The organism is Streptomyces sp. NPDC050704 (assembly GCF_040654355.1).
GTDB lineage: Bacteria > Actinomycetota > Actinomycetes > Streptomycetales > Streptomycetaceae > Streptomyces.
The window spans coordinates 1-17,050 of record NZ_JBFAHW010000131.1 but is presented as its reverse complement, the minus strand read 5'-3'; the positions used below and the strand labels follow the sequence as shown (position 1 = coordinate 17,050).

Below are 17,050 nucleotides of genomic sequence, written 5' to 3'. Positions count from 1 at the left end.
GAGCGGTCCGAGGTGTTGCGGATGGATCTCGATGCGGCCACGGTGGGCGGTCGTTGAGACCGGTGGGTGATCCTCCGGAGACCTGAGAGTGTCCGGAGGACCCGTTAACCACGGCTGACCAGGACCGACTACGACACCACGTCCTTGCGCGCGAACCCGCGGAAGGCCAGGGCGAACAGCACGAGTGCGTACGTTATGGAGATCGCCGCGCCCTGGATCATGCCGCCCCACTCCGGAGTCGGCTGTACGGCGTCGGCCCAGGCGAACTGCCAGTGTGCGGGCAGGAACGCGCGCCAGTCGCCGAGGGCGGTGACCGCGTCCAGCACGTTCCCCACGATCGTCAGGCCGACCGCGCCGCCCACCGCGCCCAGCGGGGCGTCGGTCTTCGTCGACAGCCAGAACGCGAGCCCCGCGGTGACCAGTTGGGACACGAAGATGAACCCGATCACGACCACCAGGCGCTGAGCCGCGGTGCCCGCGGAGAGGGCGCCGCCGGTGGGGATCTCCAGCGGGCCCCAGCCGTACGCCGCCGTGCCGACGATCAGCGCGACGATCGGCAGCAGCACCATCGCGGCGAGGCTGAGGCCGAGGGCGACGACGAGCTTGGACCACAGCAGGCGCGCCCTCGGCACGGGTGCGGCGAGGAGGTAGCGCAGGGAGGACCAGCTCGCCTCCGACGCGATGGTGTCCCCGCAGAACAGCGCCACCGGGATGACCAGCAGGAAACCCGCCGAGACGAAGAGGTTCGTCGCGGCGAAGTTCGCGCCCGACGCGGTGGCCGTGTCCATGAGGGTGACCCGGCCGTTGTCCGGGCTCGGAGTGCCGCCGATCGCGAAGGCCACGACCAGCACGAGGGGCAGGGCGGCGAGGATCGCCCCCATCACCAGCGTGCGGCGGCGCTTCAACTGCCGCATCAGCTCGACCCGCAGCGGCAGCGTCCGCCCGGCGCGGTAGCCGTCGGCCACCTCGGCGCGCTCTACAAGGGTGCTCACTCGGAGCCTCCGATCAGGGTCAGGAACGCGTCCTCTAGGCGCCGGTGCGGGCCGAGTGAGGCGACCGGGACTTCCAGCCGTACGAGCTCGACGAGGAGCCGGGCGGCGGCCGCGGAACCCTCGCCTCCGGCAGCGACCACGTCGGTGGCGGTGACGGCCGCTCCGGCGGTGGCTCCGGCGGCGGACTCGTCGGTGACGACCGGCGCCGACAGCCGTACGAGCAACCCGTCGTCGGTCCGTGCCGCCGACTCCACGCCCGGCAGCGCCGCCACCTTCTCCACCAGCGGCTCGTCGATGTCCGCCGCGAGGCCGACGAGGAGCGTGTCGCCGGAGCCGATGATCTCGCTGACCTGGCCGGCCTGGACGAGCCGGCCCCGGTCCATGACCACCAGGTGCGTGCAGGTCTGTTCGACCTCGGCGAGGAGGTGGCTGGACACGATGACCGTGCGGCCGGCCTCCGCGTAACGGATCATGACCTCGCGCATCTCGCGGATCTGGGGCGGGTCGAGGCCGTTCGTCGGCTCGTCCAGGATCAGCAGGTCCGGGAGGCCGAGCATGGCCTGGGCGATGGCCAGACGTTGGCGCATGCCCTGGGAGTAGGTGCGCACGGCACGGGCCAGCGCGTCGCCGAGGCCCGCGATCTCCAGCGCCTCGTCCAGGTGGGCGTCCTCGGCGGGGCGCCCGGTGGCCTGCCAGTACAGGTCCAGGTTGTCGCGGCCCGAGAGGTGCGGGAGGAAGCCCGCGCCTTCGACGAAGGCCCCGACCCGGGAGAGGACCGGCGCGCCCGGGCGGATCGCGTGCCCGAAGACGCGGATCTCGCCGCCGTCGGGCTTGATGAGCCCCATGAGCATGCGCAGGGTCGTCGTCTTGCCCGCGCCGTTCGGACCGAGCAGGCCGAGCACCTGGCCCTTCTCCACGCGGAAGGACAGGTCCCGAACCGCGTACCGGTCGGACGACTTCGCGTACCGCTTGCTCAGGTCCGTGATCTGGAGCGGGACTTCGGCGAGTCCGGCATCCGGGGCGGGGGCCACGGTCGTGCGGCGCCGGCCCGTCAGCAGCAGGGTCAGCGCGATCACCGCGCCGGCGAGCGGCAGCCACCACACCCAGGCGGGCAGCGGCGCGGCCGCGGTCTCCACGCCGGACGCGGTCGGCACCGCGAGGTCGCCCTTCAGGGAGACGGTGTACGTCGCCGGGGCCACCGGAGACGCGTAACCGAGGTCGGTGGAGGCGAGGACCAGGCGGAGCCGGTGGCCCTCCCGCACCTCGTGGTCGATGGCGGGCAGGGTGACCTTGACGTCCTTGCCGCTCTCGCCGGTCTGCACCCGGATCGGGGTGACGAGCTGGGACGGCAGGACCTGCTGCTCGCCGCCGGGACCGACGTCGTACACCTTCCCGAAGAGCACGGCCTCGTCGGTCGTCGACTTCACGTTCACGGTGACCGTCGGCGATCCGGTGATCCGCATGTCCTCGGTCAGGGTCTTGGACTCGAACCGCGCGAACTGCCCGGGGAAGTCGAGGGAGACGCCGATTCCGAGGGACGACAGCTGGGCGAGACCGCCGCCGCCACCGATTCCGGGCAGGGCCGAGATGCCGGGCGGGCTGGCGCCCGCGGGATTGGCGAACTCCTGCTCACGTCCGCTCAGGGCGACCTGGCGCTCTCCACCGGCCAGTCCGGGATACGTGTCGGCGCTCGCGCCCCTCAGCTGGGCGGCGCCGTCGGTCGAGTCGACTCCACCGGTGCGCGTGACCCGGAACGCGGGTCCCGTGTCGGCGTTCTTGTCGTCCTTCAGGTAGCGGTCGAACCAGGAGTCCACACGCGCGCGGAGCCGGTCCACCTCCATGTCGCCGCCGTCGTGGCCGCCCGAGATCCAGTCGACGTCCACCGGTGCGCCGTTGGCCCGGATCGCCTTCGCCATCGCGTCGGCCTGGCCGAGCGGGAAGAGGGAGTCGGACTGGCCCTGCATGATCAGTGTGGGCACCTTGATGCGGTCGCCGACGGCGGAGGGGCTGCGCTCCGCCAGCAGGTCGACGGCCTTCGCGTCGGGTGTGCCGGACTCCGCGACCCGCTCGTACATCTCGCACAGCCGGCTCTCGAACTTGTCGCAGCCGCCGCCGGAGTTGATGAAGATGCCGGCCCACAGCTTCTTGAACACGCCGTTCGGGAACAGCGCGTCCGCCAGGTTCCAGTACGTGATCGACGGGGCGATCGCGTCCACCCGCTGGTCGTGACCGGCCGCGAGCAGCGAGACCGCGCCCCCGTAGGAGGCACCGGAGACGCCCACGCGCGGGTCGCCGTCCTTGTCGAGCTGGACCTCGGGCCGCTTCGCCAGCCAGTCGATCAGCTTGGAGGCGTCGGCGACCTCGCCCTTGGGGTCGTTCAGGCCGATCTTCCCGGTGGACCTGCCGAAGCCGCGGGCCGACCACGTCAGCACCGCGTAACCGTCGCGGGCGAGCTCCTCCGCCTGGGCCCGTACGTCCTGCTTGCTGCCGCCGAAGCCGTGCGCGAGCAGGACGGCGGGCCGGCGTCCGGCGGAGCCCGCGGTGAAGTACGACGTGTCGATTCTCACCCCGTCGCCCGTGCCGATGACTTGGTCGGCTCGGTGCACGGCGGGTGCCCCGTCGGAGGCGACGGCGGTCCACGTCCCGGCGCCGGCGAGCACCACGACAGCGGCCGCGGCGGCGATCCACCGTCGCGGCCCTCGTAGTGCGGGCATTCGAAGATCCATGCCTCAACGGTACGGGGCACCGCCGACAACCGATGCAGACTCCGGTCGGAACCCCGCGGTATCCCAGCGGTGTACGAGCCCCCTCCGGCGTACCGCGGACGTGGTACGCCGTCAGTGGTTGCGCGGGAAGCCCAGGTCCACGCCCGTGGGCGCCTCGGAGGGGTCCGGCCAGCGCGTCGTGACGACCTTGCCGCGGGTGTAGAAGTGGGTGCCGTCGTTGCCGTAGATGTGGTGGTCCCCGAAGAGGGAGTCCTTCCAGCCGCCGAAGGAGTGGTAGCCCACGGGGACCGGGATCGGCACGTTCACGCCGACCATGCCGGCCTCTACCTCCAGTTGGAAGCGGCGGGCGGCGCCGCCGTCCCTGGTGAAGATCGCGGTGCCGTTGCCGAAGGGCGAGTCGTTGATGAGGGCCAGGCCCTCCTCGTACGTGTCGACGCGCAGCACGCACAGCACCGGGCCGAAGATCTCGTCCTTGTACGCGTCCGAGTCGGTCGGCACCTTGTCGAGCAGTGAGAGCCCGATCCAGTGGCCGTCCTCATGCCCCTCGACGGTGTAGCCGGTGCCGTCGAGGACGACCTCGGAGCCCTGGGCGGCCGCGCCCGTGACGTAGGACGCCACCTTGTCGCGGTGGGCCGCCGTGATGAGCGGGCCCATCTCGGACGCCGGGTCGTTGCCGGGGCCGATCTTGATCTTCTCGGCGCGCTCGCGGATCTTCTCCACCAGCTCGTCGCCGATGGCGCCGACCGCGACGACGGCCGAGATGGCCATGCAGCGCTCGCCCGCCGAGCCGTAGGCGGCCGAGACGGCGGCGTCCGCGGCCGCGTCCAGGTCGGCGTCCGGGAGGACCAGCATGTGGTTCTTGGCGCCGCCGAGGGCCTGGACGCGCTTGCCGTTGGCGGAGGCGGTGGTGTGGATGTAGCGGGCGATCGGGGTCGAGCCGACGAAGGAGACCGCCTTCACGTCCGGGTGCTCCAGGAGGCGGTCGACGGCCACCTTGTCGCCGTGGACGACGTTCAGCACGCCGTCCGGCAGTCCGGCCTCTGCGAACAGCTCCGCGAGCCTGACGGACGCCGACGGGTCCTTCTCGCTCGGCTTGAGCACGAAGGTGTTGCCGCACGCGACGGCCAGCGGGAACATCCACATCGGCACCATGGCCGGGAAGTTGAACGGCGTGATGCCCGCCACGACGCCGAGCGGCTGGCGGATCGAGGCCACGTCGACCCTTGAGGCCACCTCGGTCGACAGCTCGCCCTTCAGCTGCACGGTGATCCCGCACGCCAGGTCGACGATCTCCAGGCCGCGCGCGACCTCGCCGAGCGCGTCCGAGTGGACCTTGCCGTGCTCGGCGGTGATCAGCTCGGCGATCTCGTCGCGGTGGGCGTCGAGGAGCGCGCGGAACTTGAAGAGGATCGTGGACCGCCTGGCCAGCGACGAGGTGCCCCAGGTCGCGTAGGCGTCCTTCGCGGCGGCGACCGCCGCGTCGACCTCCTCGACGGTCGCGAAGGCGACCTTCGTGGTGACGGCGCCGGTCGCCGGGTCGGTGACCGGCCCGTACGTACCCGACGTACCCGCGGCGCCCTCGACGAGCTTGCCGCCGATCCAGTGGTTGACGATCTTCGTCATGCCAGAAACTCCCTCACAGATGGCGGCGTCGGGTGGCAACACGCCGGTCGTACTCGTCGCGCGCCTTGACCGCCGACGGTCGGGTCGCGGTCTCGGCCACAGGAACATCCCACCAGGCCTGGGCCGGGGGCGCGCCCGACACTCTGTCTGCCGTTTCGGTCTCCACGTAGACACATGTGGGAGTGTCGGCGGCCCGCGCCTCGGTGAGGGCGGCCCGCAGGTCCCGTACGGTCTTCGCGCGCAGCACCCGCATGCCCAGGCTGGCCGCGTTGGCGGCGAGGTCGACGGGCAGCGGGCGCCCCGTGTACGTACCGTCCTCGGACCGGTGGCGGTACGCGGTGGCGAACCGTTCGGCGCCCACCGTCTCGGAGAGGCCGCCGATGGACGCGTACCCGTGGTTCTGCAGGATCACGACCTTGATCGCGATGCCCTCCTGGACGGCCGTGACGATCTCGGTCGGCATCATCAGGTACGTGCCGTCGCCGACCAGCGCCCACACGGGACGGTCGGGCGCGGCGAGCCGGACGCCGATCGCGGCCGGGATCTCGTAGCCCATGCAGGAGTAGCCGTACTCGACGTGGTACTGGTCCCGGGACCGCGTGCGCCAGAGTTTGTGCAGGTCGCCGGGGAGGGAGCCGGCCGCGTTGATCAGGATGTCGTCGCCGGTGACCAACTCGTCGAGCAGGCCGAGGACCTGGGGCTGGGTGGGCCGGATGTCCGGGTCCTCCGCCTCGTAGGCGGCGTCGACGCGGTACTCCCAGCGCTCCTTGTCGTCCGTGTACTCCGTGATGTACGCGGGTTCGGCGCGGTGGCCGTGCAGCGCGAGCGCCTCGGTGAGGGCCTCAAGGCCCGTGCGGGCGTCCGCGACCAGCGGCCGGCCGGAGAGCTTGTGGCCGTCGAAGGGCGCGATGTTGAGGTTCAGGAAGCGGACGCCCTGGGCGGCGAAGAGGGTGCCGGAGGCGGTGGTGAAGTCGGTGTAGCGGGTGCCGACGCCGATCACCAGGTCGGCGGTGCGGGCCAGTTCGCAGGCGGTCGCGGTGCCGGTGTGCCCGATGCCGCCGACGTCCGCCGGGTGGTCCCAGGCGAGCGAGCCCTTGCCGGCCTGCGTGGAGGCGACCGGGATGCGGGTGAGATCGGCGAACTCCTTCAACGCGTCCTCGGCCTCGCTGTGGTGGACTCCGCCGCCCGCGACGATCAGCGGGCGCCGGGCGTCCCGCACGGCCCGTACAGCGGCGGCCAGTTCCTCCGGGTCGGCCACCGGGCGGCGGACGGCCCAGACGCGCTCGGCGAAGAACTCCGCCGGCCAGTCGTACGCCTCCGCCTGCACGTCCTGCGGCAGCGCGAGCGTGACGGCGCCGGTCTCGACGGGGTCGGTGAGCACGCGCATCGCCTGGAGGGCGGCCGGGATCAGGGCCTCGGGGCGGGTCACGCGGTCGAAGTACCTGGATACCGGGCGCAGGCAGTCGTTGACCGACACATCGCCCGCGTACGGGACTTCGAGCTGCTGGAGCACCGGGTCCGCGGGGCGGGTCGCGAAGGTGTCGCCGGGGAGGAGCAGGACCGGGAGGTGGTTGATGGTCGCGAGGGCGGCGCCCGTGACGAGGTTGGTGGCGCCGGGGCCGATGGAGGTCGTGACGGCGTGCGTGGAGAGGCGGTTCGACTGGCGTGCGTAGCCGACTGCCGCATGAACCATGGACTGTTCGTTACGGCCCTGGTGGTACGGCATCTCATCCGCGTACTCGACGAGCGCCTGGCCGAGCCCGGCGACGTTGCCGTGCCCGAAGATGCCCCAGGTGGCGCCGATCAACCGGCGCCGTACGCCGTCCCGTTCCGTGTACTGGGCGGCCAGGAACCGCACCAGTGCCTGCGCGACCGTCAGCCTTGTCGTCGTTGACGTCGGCTCTGTCATCGGTAGCCCTCTGTGCTCTCTACGTGTACAGGTACGTGTACAGGGTGGAAGCAGATCCGCGCGAGGACGTCGGATCCGCCCTCGCGCGAAGGGAATACGCGCCGAGAGACGGATCCGTTCGGGCCGTCGAGGGGAACCTCCGGCGCGGGGCCGTAGCGGGCGGGGAGTCGTCGCTCGCACCTCGCTCCTGCCAGGGCGAAGCGGCCTTCCGCGCCGGAGGCGATCTGGACCCGGGCGTCGCGGGGGGTGTACGCGAAGTCGGCGACTCCGTCGAACACGCTCTCCCTGCCCAGGAGTTCATGGACTGTGCCACGTGTGTGCCTGGTGCACAGCTCCTTCGTCATGTCGGTGCCCCTCACAGCACCGCCCCCGCCTTCAGGGCCTGTTCGACCTCCGGAGGAGTGGGCATGGCGGAGGAGCACTCCAGGCGGGACGCGACGATGGCGCCCGCCGCGTTGGCGTGGCGCATGACGCGCTCCAGGTCCCAGCCGGCGAGGAGGCCGTGGCAGAGGGAACCGCCGAAGGCGTCACCGGCGCCGAGGCCGTTGAGGACCGTGACCGGGAGGGGCGGCACCTCCGCCGACTCGCCGTCGCGGTGCACGGCCAGGACGCCCTTGGGGCCCTGCTTGACCACGGCGAGCTCCACACCCGCGTCGAGGAGGGCACGTGCGGCCGCGTACGGCTCGCGCTCGCCCGTCGCGACCTCCACCTCGTCGAGGTTGCCGACGGCGACCGTGGTGTGGCGCAGGGCCTCGGCGTAGAAGGGCCGGGCGGCCGCGGGGTCCCGCCAGAACATCGGCCGCCAGTCCAGGTCGAAGACCGTCGTACCGGACTTGGCGCGGTGGGCCAGCGCCGCGAGGGTCGCCGTGCGGCTGGGCTCCTCGCTCAGGCCGGTGCCCGTGACCCAGAAGATCCGGGCTGCGCGCAGGGCGTCCAGGTCCAGCTCGTGCGCGTCGATCTCCAGGTCCGGCGCCTTGGGCTGCCGGTAGAAGTACAGCGGGAAGTCGTCCGGCGGGAAGACCTCGCAGAAGGTGACCGGCGTCGGCAGCCCGGGCACCGGCGTCACCCAGCGGTCGTCGACCCCGAAGTCCCGCAGCGCCTCGTGCAGATACGTTCCGAAGGGATCGTCGCCGGTACGCGTGACCACGGCCGTGCGCCGCCCGAGCCGTGCCGCCGCGACCGCCACGTTGGTCGCCGAGCCGCCGAGGAACTTCCCGAAGGACGTCACCTGGGGCAGCGGGACCCCCGTCTGCAGCGGGTAGAGGTCCACGCCGATCCGCCCCATGGTGATGAGGTCGTACGCACTGGACTCCGCGGACTCGGCCATCGACTGCCCTTCGTATCGGTTGCCCCCAGGTCTAGCCGCGTTTCCAGAGCCCTGTCAATTGGTTGTCCGGACATTCGGACCAGGCCTTGACACCTCTCCCGGGCGGCCCTGAAGCTGGCGCTCATGTCGTCGTCACCTCAGTCATCGCCTCAGTCATCGGCTCCGTCCACACTGTCGCGCATCCGGATCGGTTCGGCTCCCGACTCCTGGGGCGTGTGGTTCCCCGACGACCCCCAGCAGGTCCCCTGGCAGCGCTTCCTCGACGAGGTCGCCGAGTCCGGGTACGAGTGGATCGAGCTGGGCCCGTACGGCTATCTGCCGTCCGATCCGGCCGTCCTCGCGGCCGAGACCGCGCGCCGGAACCTGAAGGTCTCGGCGGGTACGGTCTTCACCGGCCTGCACCGCGGTCCGGACGTGTGGGACGCCACCTGGGCGCACGTCTCGGACATCGCCGCCCTCACCCAGGCGATGGGCGCCGAGCACCTCGTCGTCATCCCGTCCTTCTGGCGCGACGACAAGACGGGCGAGGTGCTGGAACCCGACACGCTCACCCCCGAGCAGTGGCGCCACCTCACCACGCAGACCGAGCGGCTCGGGCGTGAGGTCCGCGAGCGCTATGGGCTGAAAATCGTCGTCCACCCGCACGCGGACACGCACATCGACAGCGAGGAGAACGTGACCCGTTTCCTCGACGGCACGGACTCGTCGTTGGTTTCGCTGTGCCTGGACACCGGTCACTACGCCTACTGCGGCGGCGACAACGTCAAGCTCATCGAGACGTACGGGGAGCGGATCGGGTACCTCCACCTCAAGCAGGTGGACCCCGCGATCCTCGCCGAGGTCCGGGCGAACGAGGTTCCGTTCGGCCCGGCGGTGGCGCGCGGTGTGATGTGCGAGCCGCCGTCCGGCGTGCCGGCGCTGGAGCCCGTGCTGGCTGCTGCGCAGGGCTTGGGCGTGGAGTTGTTCGCGATTGTCGAGCAGGACATGTATCCGTGTGAGCCGGACAAGCCGTTGCCGATTGCACAGCGGACGCGGTCGTTTTTGAGGTCCTGCGGGGCGTAAGTCGGCTGCGGGTTCGTTGTGGCTTGTCGCGCAGTTCCCCGCGCCCCTCACGGGGGCGCCGTTGTGCGCCCCCAACCTGATGCGTAATGCGTCACTCGTGTCACAAAGAACCTGTTTCTGTCACGCATGTCGCGTGTACGCGGGTACTGCGTCACACCCGCGCGACAGGCGCTACCCGGCGGTCACGCTGTGTCGTTCACCGGACACAGGCTTGTGATCGCCAGCGCAGCGCCCGGCTCCCCCGACGGCCGTCCCTCGGCCGCCGCCGCGGCGCGCGCAGGGAGGTGCTACTGATGACCGACCGAAGGCTCTGGTCGTACAAGGAGATCGCGGCGCACATCAAAGTGCAGCCGGACACCGTGCGGTCCTACCGCAAGCACGGACTGCTACCCCCACCCGACCACGTGGAGAGCGGCAAGCCCTACTGGTACGCCGACACGGTCCGCTCCTGGGTCGCCTCCCGCCCCGGCAACAGGGGCCGCAGGGACGGCTGATCCCACCACGGCCACATCCAACGGGTCCCCGCACGACGGACGGGCGGGGACCCCGTCGCATATTCGGTTGCCCGTACGCGGGAGGTCTCCGAGGATGCCCGGATGAGCGACTTCTCCGTCAAGCCCGTCCTCACCGGAGAGAGGGCGGTCCTGCGGCCGTTCACCGAGGACGACGTCCCGGTGATGGCCCGGATCCTGGACGATCCCGAGGTCGTCCGGCTCACCGGCAGCCCCGACGAGGCGTTCGACATGGACCGGCTGCGCTCCTGGTACGGCACCCGGAACGACCAGGACGACCGGCTGGACCTCGGCATCGTGGACCGGGCCGGCGGCGAACTCGTGGGCGAGGCGGTCCTGAACGAGTGGGACAGGCACAACCACAGCTGTACGTTCCGCATCCTGATCGGCCCCGGGGGCCAGGGTCGCGGTCTGGGCACCGACGCCACCCGGCTGATCGTCGGACACGCCTTCGAGCAACTGGGCCTGCACCGCGTCTCGCTGGGCGTCTACACCTTCAACCCGCGGGCCCGCCGCGCCTACGAGAAGGCCGGATTCGTGGCCGAGGGCGTCGAGCGCGAGGCCCTGCTGTCCGGCGGAGAGTGGTTCGACTCCGTACGGATGTCGGTCCTCGCCCATGAGTGGGCCGACCACCGCGGCCGGCCCGGGGCCGTCACGCCCACAGCTGGATGACTGTCACATCCACGGCTCGATGACCGTCACGCCCGCGCCCGGTGCCGTCCCCATCGCCGCCAGTGCGGCGGGGGCCGTGGCCAGGGGGATCGTGGATGTCACGAGGAGGTCGGGGCGCAGTGCTCCGGCCCGTACGGACTCCAGCATCGGTGGATAGGCGTGCGCGGGCATGCCGTGGCTGCCGAGGAGTTCGAGTTCGAGGGCGATCACGCGGGCCATCGGCAGGACGGGGTCCCGTGGGAGCAGGCCGACCTGGATGTGCCGGCCCCGGCGGCGCAGGCTGTTCACCGATGCCGCGCAGGTGACCGGGGAGCCGAGGGCGTCGAGCGAGAGATGGGCGCCACCGCCCGTGAGCTCGCGGACCGCCTCCGCCGTGTCCCCGGGCCCGGGGATCTGTGACGCGTCCACGCAGTGCGCCGCCCCGAACTGTCGCGCCAGGTCCAGTGCCCGGGGTGAGAGGTCGACCGCGACGACCCGTGCTCCGGCGGCCGCCGCGATCATCACGGCGGACAGGCCGACACCGCCGCAGCCGTGCACGGCCACCCACTCCCCCGGCGCCACCCGCCCCTGGGCGACCACCGCGCGGAACGCCGTGGCGAACCGGCACCCCAGCGAGGCCGCGGTTCCGAAGGACAGTTCGTCCGCCACCGCGACCAGGTTCACGTCGGCGTGGTCCAGGGCGACGTACTGGGCGAAGGACCCCCAGTGCGTGAACCCGGGCTGGGTCTGCCGCTCGCACACCTGCTGGTCGCCCGCCGCGCAGGAGGCGCAGGTTCCGCAGGCGCAGACGAAGGGCACGGTGACGCGGTCGCCGGGGCGCCAGCCGGTCACCAGGCCGCCCACCGCCTCGACGGTTCCGGCGAGTTCGTGGCCCGGTACGTGCGGCAGCGCGATGTCCGGGTCGTGGCCCTGCCAGCCGTGCCAGTCGCTGCGGCACAGCCCGGTGGCCTCGACCCGCACCACCACCCCGTGCGGCGCGGGCGCCGGGTCCGGCACGTCCCGTACCTCGGCGAGTTCCCCGTACCGCTCGAACACCACTGCCCGCATGCGCCTCGCCCTCCGCCCGTGGACCACCGTTGCGGACCGAACGCTAGCCGCGTGCTGTGACCTGGCTCCTCCCGGCCCCCTCTTGGAGGCGTACCCCATAGGGGTATACCGTGAGTGTGGTGGCGCCCTCGTGGGCCACCCGAGTCCCACACGTATCGACGAGGAGAAACGACATGACCACCCAGACCGACGCCTCCGGCTCCCTCACGACCGTCTACAAGGTGACCGGAATGAGCTGCGGGCACTGCGAAGGCTCGGTGTCCGGTGAGATCTCCGGAATCGCCGGTGTCACCTCGGTGAAGGCCGTCGCCGCCACCGGTGTGGTCACCGTGGTCTCCACCGCCCCGCTCGACGAGGAGGCCGTGCGCGCCGCCGTCGACGAGGCCGGCTTCGAACTCGCCGGCCAGGCCTGAGAGCCTGTGTCTGAACCCCCGCCTGCGCCCCGACGCCCGGCACGCGCCCCCACCCTCGAACCGGCTTCGCTCGGCTCGGGCGGGGGGACCCCCACCGCCGCACGGCGCCCCAGGACAGGTGGCTCCGCCACATGACCTGCGACGCCGCACACCGAGGGCACGCACCGACCGCCGCTGCGCCCGCGCTCCGCGCGGACGACGGGGGTTCAGACACAGGCTCTCAGCACCGCGCGTACGCCCCCTCTGGAGCACGGACACATGACCAGTACCACCGCGGAATCAGCGGCGGCGTCGGCGGAATCGGCGTCGTCCGCCGAATCCGCCGAGCCACCGATAGGCACGGTCGCGGAAGTCGAGCTGGTCATCGGCGGGATGACCTGCGCCTCGTGCGCGGCCCGCGTCGAGAAGAAGCTCAACCGCATGGACGGCGTCACCGCCACGGTGAACTACGCGACGGAGAAGGCGAAGGTCGCCTACCCCGAAGGCGTACAGGTCGCCGATCTGATCGCCACGGTGGTGAAGACGGGCTACACGGCCGAGGAGCCGCCGCCCCCACGGACCGGGGCGGCGGAAGCCGTCGGCGGAGGCCGAGCGGGGGAAGACCCCGAACTGGCCGCCCTGCGCGAGCGCCTCACAGTCTCCGCGCTCCTCGCCGTGCCCGTGGTCCTGCTGTCGATGATTCCGGCGCTCCAGTTCGACAACTGGCAGTGGCTCACGCTGACACTCGCCGCGCCCGTCGTCGTCTGGGGCGGACTGCCTTTCCACCGGGCGGCCTTCACGAACGCCCGGCACGGCGCCGCCACCATGGACACGCTCATCTCGATCGGCACGCTCGCCGCGTTCGGCTGGTCCCTGTGGGCGCTGTTCTTCGGGCACGCCGGGATGCCGGGCATGCGGCACGGCTTCGAGTTCACCGTCTCGCGTACGGACGGGGCGTCGTCGATCTACCTCGAAGTCGCCGCGGGTGTCGTCACGTTCATCCTCCTCGGCCGCTACCTGGAGGTCCGCTCCAAGCGGCGCGCGGGAGCGGCGCTGCGGGCGCTGATGGAGCTGGGCGTCAAGGACGTCTCCGTCGTACGAGGCGGCCGTGAGGTCCGTATCCCGGTGGACCGGCTGGCCGTGGGCGACCACTTCGTCGTACGGCCAGGCGAGAAGGTCGCCACCGACGGCACGGTCGTCGAGGGTGTCTCGGCGGTCGACGCGTCCATGCTGACCGGCGAGTCGGTGCCGGTGGACGTGACCGTCGGGGACTCCGTCACGGGGGCGACCGTGAACGCCGGCGGGCGGCTCGTCGTCGAGGCGACCCAGGTCGGCGCGGACACCCGGCTCGCGCGGATGGCGCGGCTCGTGGAGGACGCGCAGAACGGCAAGGCGGAGGTGCAGCGCCTGGCCGACCGGATCTCCGGGATCTTCGTGCCCGTCGTGCTGCTGATCGCGGCCGGTACGTTCGGGGGCTGGCTCGGCGCCACCGGGGAGACAGCCGCCGCGTTCACCGCGGCCGTCGCCGTGCTGATCATCGCCTGCCCGTGTGCGCTGGGGCTGGCCACTCCGACCGCCCTCATGGTCGGTACGGGCCGCGGCGCCCAGCTCGGCATCCTCATCAAGGGTCCCGAGGTCCTGGAGTCCACCCGCCGAGTCGACACGGTCGTCCTCGACAAGACGGGGACCGTCACCACAGGCCGGATGACCCTCCAGGAGGTGTACGCGGCCGACGGCACCGAGGAGAAGCAGGTACTGCGGCTCGCGGGCGCCCTGGAGTACGCCTCCGAGCACCCGATCGCCCGGGCCGTGGCGGTGGGTGCGGAGAAACGGGCCGGGGCCCTGCCCCCGGTGAACGACTTCGAGAACGTCCCCGGGCTCGGTGTGCGCGGCACGGTCGAGGGCCACCGGGTGCTGGTCGGGCGGGCCCGTCTCCTCGAAGAGGCCGGGATCGCGCTGCCCGAGGAGCTGGTCGCGCGGCAGGCGCGGGCCGAGGAGGAGGGGCGTACCGCCGTGGCCGTCGCCTGGGACGGGGCGGCACGTGGTGTCGTGACGGTCGCCGACGCGGTCAAGGAGACCAGCGCGGAGGCGGTCCGCGAGCTACGCGCCCTCGGGCTCACACCGGTCCTGCTGACCGGTGACAACCGGATGGTGGCCGAGTCCGTGGCCCGCTCGGTGGGCATCGACGCCGGCGACGTGATCGCCGAGGTGCTGCCCGAGGACAAGGCCGACGTCGTCAGGCGGCTGCAGGCCGAGGGCCGGGTGGTGGCGATGGTCGGCGACGGCGTCAACGACGCGGCCGCCCTTGCCACCGCCGATCTGGGGCTGGCCATGGGCACCGGGACGGACGCGGCGATCGAGGCGAGCGATCTGACGCTCGTACGGGGGGATCTGCGGGTGGCCGCGGACGCGATCCGGCTGTCACGCCGGACTCTGTCCACGATCAAGGGAAACCTTGTCTGGGCCTTCGGCTACAACGTGGCGGCGCTGCCGCTGGCCGCGGCGGGGCTGCTGAACCCGATGATCGCGGGGGCCGCCATGGCCTTCTCCTCCGTGTTCGTGCTGACGAACAGTCTCCGCCTGAGGGCATTTTCGTGACGAAGACGTAAGAGTCCCCCTAGAGTCCGACGCATCCCTTCACATAAGCTCTTCACAAGGCTCGCGCATCATCCTTACGCTTGGGTCCCGAAGTCCGTATCGGGGCTCTTGCGTATCTTCAGGGGATATGCAAGAGACGCAGATCACAGTGATGCGAACGTAACCATCGAAGGGGTTCGTGAGTCTAGATTGACGATGCTGGTGAACGTCTTGGGGGGCGTTTCCGGCATCTGAGGACGTCTTGGGGGACGTTCTCGGAATTGCGTTGCCGGGGCACGTACAGCGGGGAGCTTGAGCGGCCCTCCCGTACGTACGGGTCCCGGCAGATCGCACCGCGGTAGTACACAGAGTTTTGCTCGTTTTGCTCGCAGCGATTCAGGCGCTGCCTTCAGACGCCCGGCCGGATCCCGTGGGGGGAATCCGCACCGGGACATGGGAAGGCGCCCCGACTCCGGCCCGTGGGGGGACCGGCAGCGGGGCGCCTTCTTTATTCTCGAAGCTCGCGGGGGCCTTCCTGGTACCAGGAGCCAGGCAGCGGGTACCTGGCACCAGGAGCCGTACTAACGCTGTTCCACCGGTACGAAGTCGCGCAGGACCTCGCCCGTGTAGATCTGGCGCGGGCGGCCGATGCGCGAACCCGGCTCCTTGATCATCTCGTGCCACTGGGCGATCCAGCCCGGCAGCCGGCCGAGGGCGAACAGGACCGTGAACATCTCGGTCGGGAAGCCCATGGCCCGGTAGATCAGACCCGTGTAGAAGTCCACGTTCGGGTAGAGGTTGCGCGAGACGAAGTAGTCGTCGGAGAGCGCGTGCTCCTCCAGCTTGAGCGCGATGTCCAGCAGCTCGTCGGACTTGCCGAGGGCCGACAGGACGTCGTGCGCGGCCGCCTTGATGATCTTCGCGCGCGGGTCGAAGGACTTGTACACCCGGTGGCCGAAGCCCATCAGGCGGACGCCTTCCTCCTTGTTCTTCACCTTGCGGATGAAGGAGTCGACGTCGCCGCCGTTGGCCTGGATGCCTTCCAGCATCTCCAGGACCGACTGGTTGGCGCCGCCGTGCAGCGGGCCCCAGAGCGCGCTGATGCCGGCCGAGATCGAGGCGAACATGTTCGCCTGCGACGAGCCGACCAGGCGCACGGTGGAGGTCGAACAGTTCTGCTCGTGGTCCGCGTGCAGGATGAGCAGCTTGTCGAGCGCGGAGACGACGACCGGGTCCGGCTCGTACTCCTGCGCCGGGACCGAGAACGTCATGCGCAGGAAGTTCTCGACGTACCCGAGGTCGTTGCGCGGGTAGACGAAGGGGTGGCCGATCGACTTCTTGTACGCGTACGCCGCGATCGTCGGAAGCTTGGCGAGCAGGCGGATCGTCGAAAGGTGGCGCTGCTTCTCGTCGAACGGGTTGTGGCTGTCCTGGTAGAACGTCGACAGGGCGCTGACCACCGAGGACAGCATCGCCATCGGGTGGGCGTCGCGCGGGAAGCCCTGGTAGAACCGCTTGACGTCCTCGTGGAGCAGGGTGTGCTGGGTGATCTCGTTCTTGAAGACGGAGAGCTCGTCGACCGTGGGCAGCTCGCCGTTGATCAGCAGGGAGGCCACCTCAAGGAAGGTGGAGCGCTCGGCCAGCTGCTCGATCGGGTAGCCGCGGTAGCGGAGGATGCCCTGCTCGCCGTCGAGGTAGGTGATGGCGGATTTATAGGCGGCGGTGTTGCCGTAACCGCTGTCCAGCGTCACCAGACCGGTCTGGGCGCGGAGCTTCCCGATGTCGAAGCCCTTGTCGCCGACGGTGCTGTCGATCACCGGGTAGGTGTACTCGCCGTCGCCGTGCCGCAGTACTACAGAGTTGTCGCTCACGTCATCCCTCACCGACGTTGTGCCTCTTCTTCGAGGTGCCCTGACTGTCTCTACCATCCCCCATTTGGCGCAGGAGAGTGCACTCGGGGTCGACCATTGGGCCTATTGGCGGCACTCAGTGCCGCCAACCTGTTCATCCTGCCTCTCTGTGGGGCGGTTCCGAAAGAGCTGTGTGACCTTTACGACTCATTTGATCGATCATTTTCACTCTGGGCGGTGCCTCCGGCGGTTGGGCGGTTGTTTGTCTGCGGGTTCGGTGGGGGCTGGTCGCGCAGTTCCCCGCGCCCCTGGGTGTGTGGGTGGGGCGGTGCCGCGACGGGGTATCCGATCGCCGCTCTGG

12 protein-coding genes and 1 pseudogene are annotated in these 17,050 nt (G+C 70.8%); 5 read left to right on the top strand and 8 right to left on the bottom strand.

Translation table 11 applies throughout. From position 1 onward, the window contains the following. Positions 1 to 128: 128 nt before the first annotated feature. The 6 genes and pseudogenes from AB0I18_RS44100 to iolC all read right to left on the bottom strand — a co-directional run bounded on the left by AB0I18_RS44100 (position 129) and on the right by iolC (position 8,577). Entirely contained in the window at positions 129 to 992 is an 864-nt protein-coding gene (locus AB0I18_RS44100; protein ID WP_363111427.1) for an ABC transporter permease, read from the bottom strand. Beyond that, positions 989 to 3,718 (bottom strand): alpha/beta fold hydrolase, encoded by a 2,730-nt coding sequence (locus AB0I18_RS44095; protein WP_363111426.1) that lies wholly within the window; start codon positions 3,716 to 3,718, stop codon positions 989 to 991. The genes AB0I18_RS44100 and AB0I18_RS44095 overlap by 4 nt, the downstream gene beginning before the upstream one ends. Positions 3,719 to 3,829: 111 nt before the next feature. Next, on the bottom strand, positions 3,830 to 5,341 hold the full coding sequence (gene mmsA, locus AB0I18_RS44090) for a CoA-acylating methylmalonate-semialdehyde dehydrogenase (protein ID WP_363111425.1): 1,512 nt from the start codon (positions 5,339 to 5,341) through the stop codon (positions 3,830 to 3,832). Between the two features lie 13 nt (positions 5,342 to 5,354). Next, positions 5,355 to 7,250 (bottom strand): 3D-(3,5/4)-trihydroxycyclohexane-1,2-dione acylhydrolase (decyclizing), encoded by a 1,896-nt coding sequence (gene iolD / locus AB0I18_RS44085; protein WP_363111424.1) that lies wholly within the window; start codon positions 7,248 to 7,250, stop codon positions 5,355 to 5,357. Positions 7,251 to 7,345: 95 nt separating this feature from the next. Continuing rightward, a pseudogene (locus AB0I18_RS44080) lies at positions 7,346 to 7,546 on the bottom strand (5-deoxy-glucuronate isomerase); the annotation flags it as partial. A gap of 59 nt (positions 7,547 to 7,605) precedes the next feature. Then, entirely contained in the window at positions 7,606 to 8,577 is a 972-nt protein-coding gene (iolC, locus tag AB0I18_RS44075) for a 5-dehydro-2-deoxygluconokinase (RefSeq protein WP_363111423.1), read from the bottom strand. 123 nt (positions 8,578 to 8,700) lie between these two features. On the opposite strand from iolC, the gene AB0I18_RS44070 reads away from it, so the two are divergent. The 3 genes from AB0I18_RS44070 to AB0I18_RS44060 all read left to right on the top strand — a co-directional run bounded on the left by AB0I18_RS44070 (position 8,701) and on the right by AB0I18_RS44060 (position 10,823). Further along, positions 8,701 to 9,639, top strand: coding sequence for a sugar phosphate isomerase/epimerase (locus tag AB0I18_RS44070; protein WP_363111422.1), 939 nt, complete (start codon positions 8,701 to 8,703; stop codon positions 9,637 to 9,639). Between the two features lie 293 nt (positions 9,640 to 9,932). Next, entirely contained in the window at positions 9,933 to 10,133 is a 201-nt protein-coding gene (locus tag AB0I18_RS44065) for a MerR family transcriptional regulator (RefSeq protein ID WP_363111421.1), read from the top strand. Positions 10,134 to 10,235: 102 nt separating this feature from the next. Next, positions 10,236 to 10,823: a GNAT family protein gene (locus AB0I18_RS44060; protein WP_363111420.1), complete on the top strand. Its 588-nt coding sequence runs from the start codon at positions 10,236 to 10,238 to the stop codon at positions 10,821 to 10,823. 3 nt (positions 10,824 to 10,826) lie between these two features. Here AB0I18_RS44060 and AB0I18_RS44055 read toward each other — a convergent pair whose 3' ends face one another. Next, positions 10,827 to 11,870 (bottom strand): zinc-dependent alcohol dehydrogenase family protein, encoded by a 1,044-nt coding sequence (locus AB0I18_RS44055; protein ID WP_363111419.1) that lies wholly within the window; start codon positions 11,868 to 11,870, stop codon positions 10,827 to 10,829. Positions 11,871 to 12,043: 173 nt separating this feature from the next. On the opposite strand from AB0I18_RS44055, the gene AB0I18_RS44050 reads away from it, so the two are divergent. Beyond that, positions 12,044 to 12,283, top strand: a complete 240-nt coding sequence (locus AB0I18_RS44050; RefSeq protein WP_363111418.1) for a heavy-metal-associated domain-containing protein — start codon at positions 12,044 to 12,046, stop codon at positions 12,281 to 12,283. Between the two features lie 258 nt (positions 12,284 to 12,541). Next, positions 12,542 to 14,860 carry a heavy metal translocating P-type ATPase gene (locus AB0I18_RS44045; RefSeq protein WP_363111417.1) on the top strand — a complete coding sequence of 773 codons (2,319 nt, stop codon included), beginning with the start codon at positions 12,542 to 12,544 and terminating at the stop codon, positions 14,858 to 14,860. A 560-nt stretch (positions 14,861 to 15,420) separates the two neighbouring features. On the opposite strand, the gene AB0I18_RS44040 is transcribed toward AB0I18_RS44045, so the two are convergent. Continuing rightward, entirely contained in the window at positions 15,421 to 16,710 is a 1,290-nt protein-coding gene (locus AB0I18_RS44040; RefSeq protein ID WP_363111416.1) for a citrate synthase, read from the bottom strand. Between the last annotated feature and the right edge of the window lie 340 nt (positions 16,711 to 17,050).

Coding starts and splice junctions, on each gene's coding strand:
- AB0I18_RS44095 (WP_363111426.1), bottom strand. CDS start 3,718: ATGGATCTTCGAATGCCCGCACTACGAGGGCCGCGACGGTGGATCGCC.
- mmsA (WP_363111425.1), bottom strand. CDS start 5,341: ATGACGAAGATCGTCAACCACTGGATCGGCGGCAAGCTCGTCGAGGGC.
- iolD (WP_363111424.1), bottom strand. CDS start 7,250: ATGACAGAGCCGACGTCAACGACGACAAGGCTGACGGTCGCGCAGGCA.
- iolC (WP_363111423.1), bottom strand. CDS start 8,577: ATGGCCGAGTCCGCGGAGTCCAGTGCGTACGACCTCATCACCATGGGG.
- AB0I18_RS44070 (WP_363111422.1), top strand. CDS start 8,701: ATGTCGTCGTCACCTCAGTCATCGCCTCAGTCATCGGCTCCGTCCACA.
- AB0I18_RS44065 (WP_363111421.1), top strand. CDS start 9,933: ATGACCGACCGAAGGCTCTGGTCGTACAAGGAGATCGCGGCGCACATC.
- AB0I18_RS44060 (WP_363111420.1), top strand. CDS start 10,236: ATGAGCGACTTCTCCGTCAAGCCCGTCCTCACCGGAGAGAGGGCGGTC.
- AB0I18_RS44055 (WP_363111419.1), bottom strand. CDS start 11,870: ATGCGGGCAGTGGTGTTCGAGCGGTACGGGGAACTCGCCGAGGTACGG.
- AB0I18_RS44050 (WP_363111418.1), top strand. CDS start 12,044: ATGACCACCCAGACCGACGCCTCCGGCTCCCTCACGACCGTCTACAAG.
- AB0I18_RS44045 (WP_363111417.1), top strand. CDS start 12,542: ATGACCAGTACCACCGCGGAATCAGCGGCGGCGTCGGCGGAATCGGCG.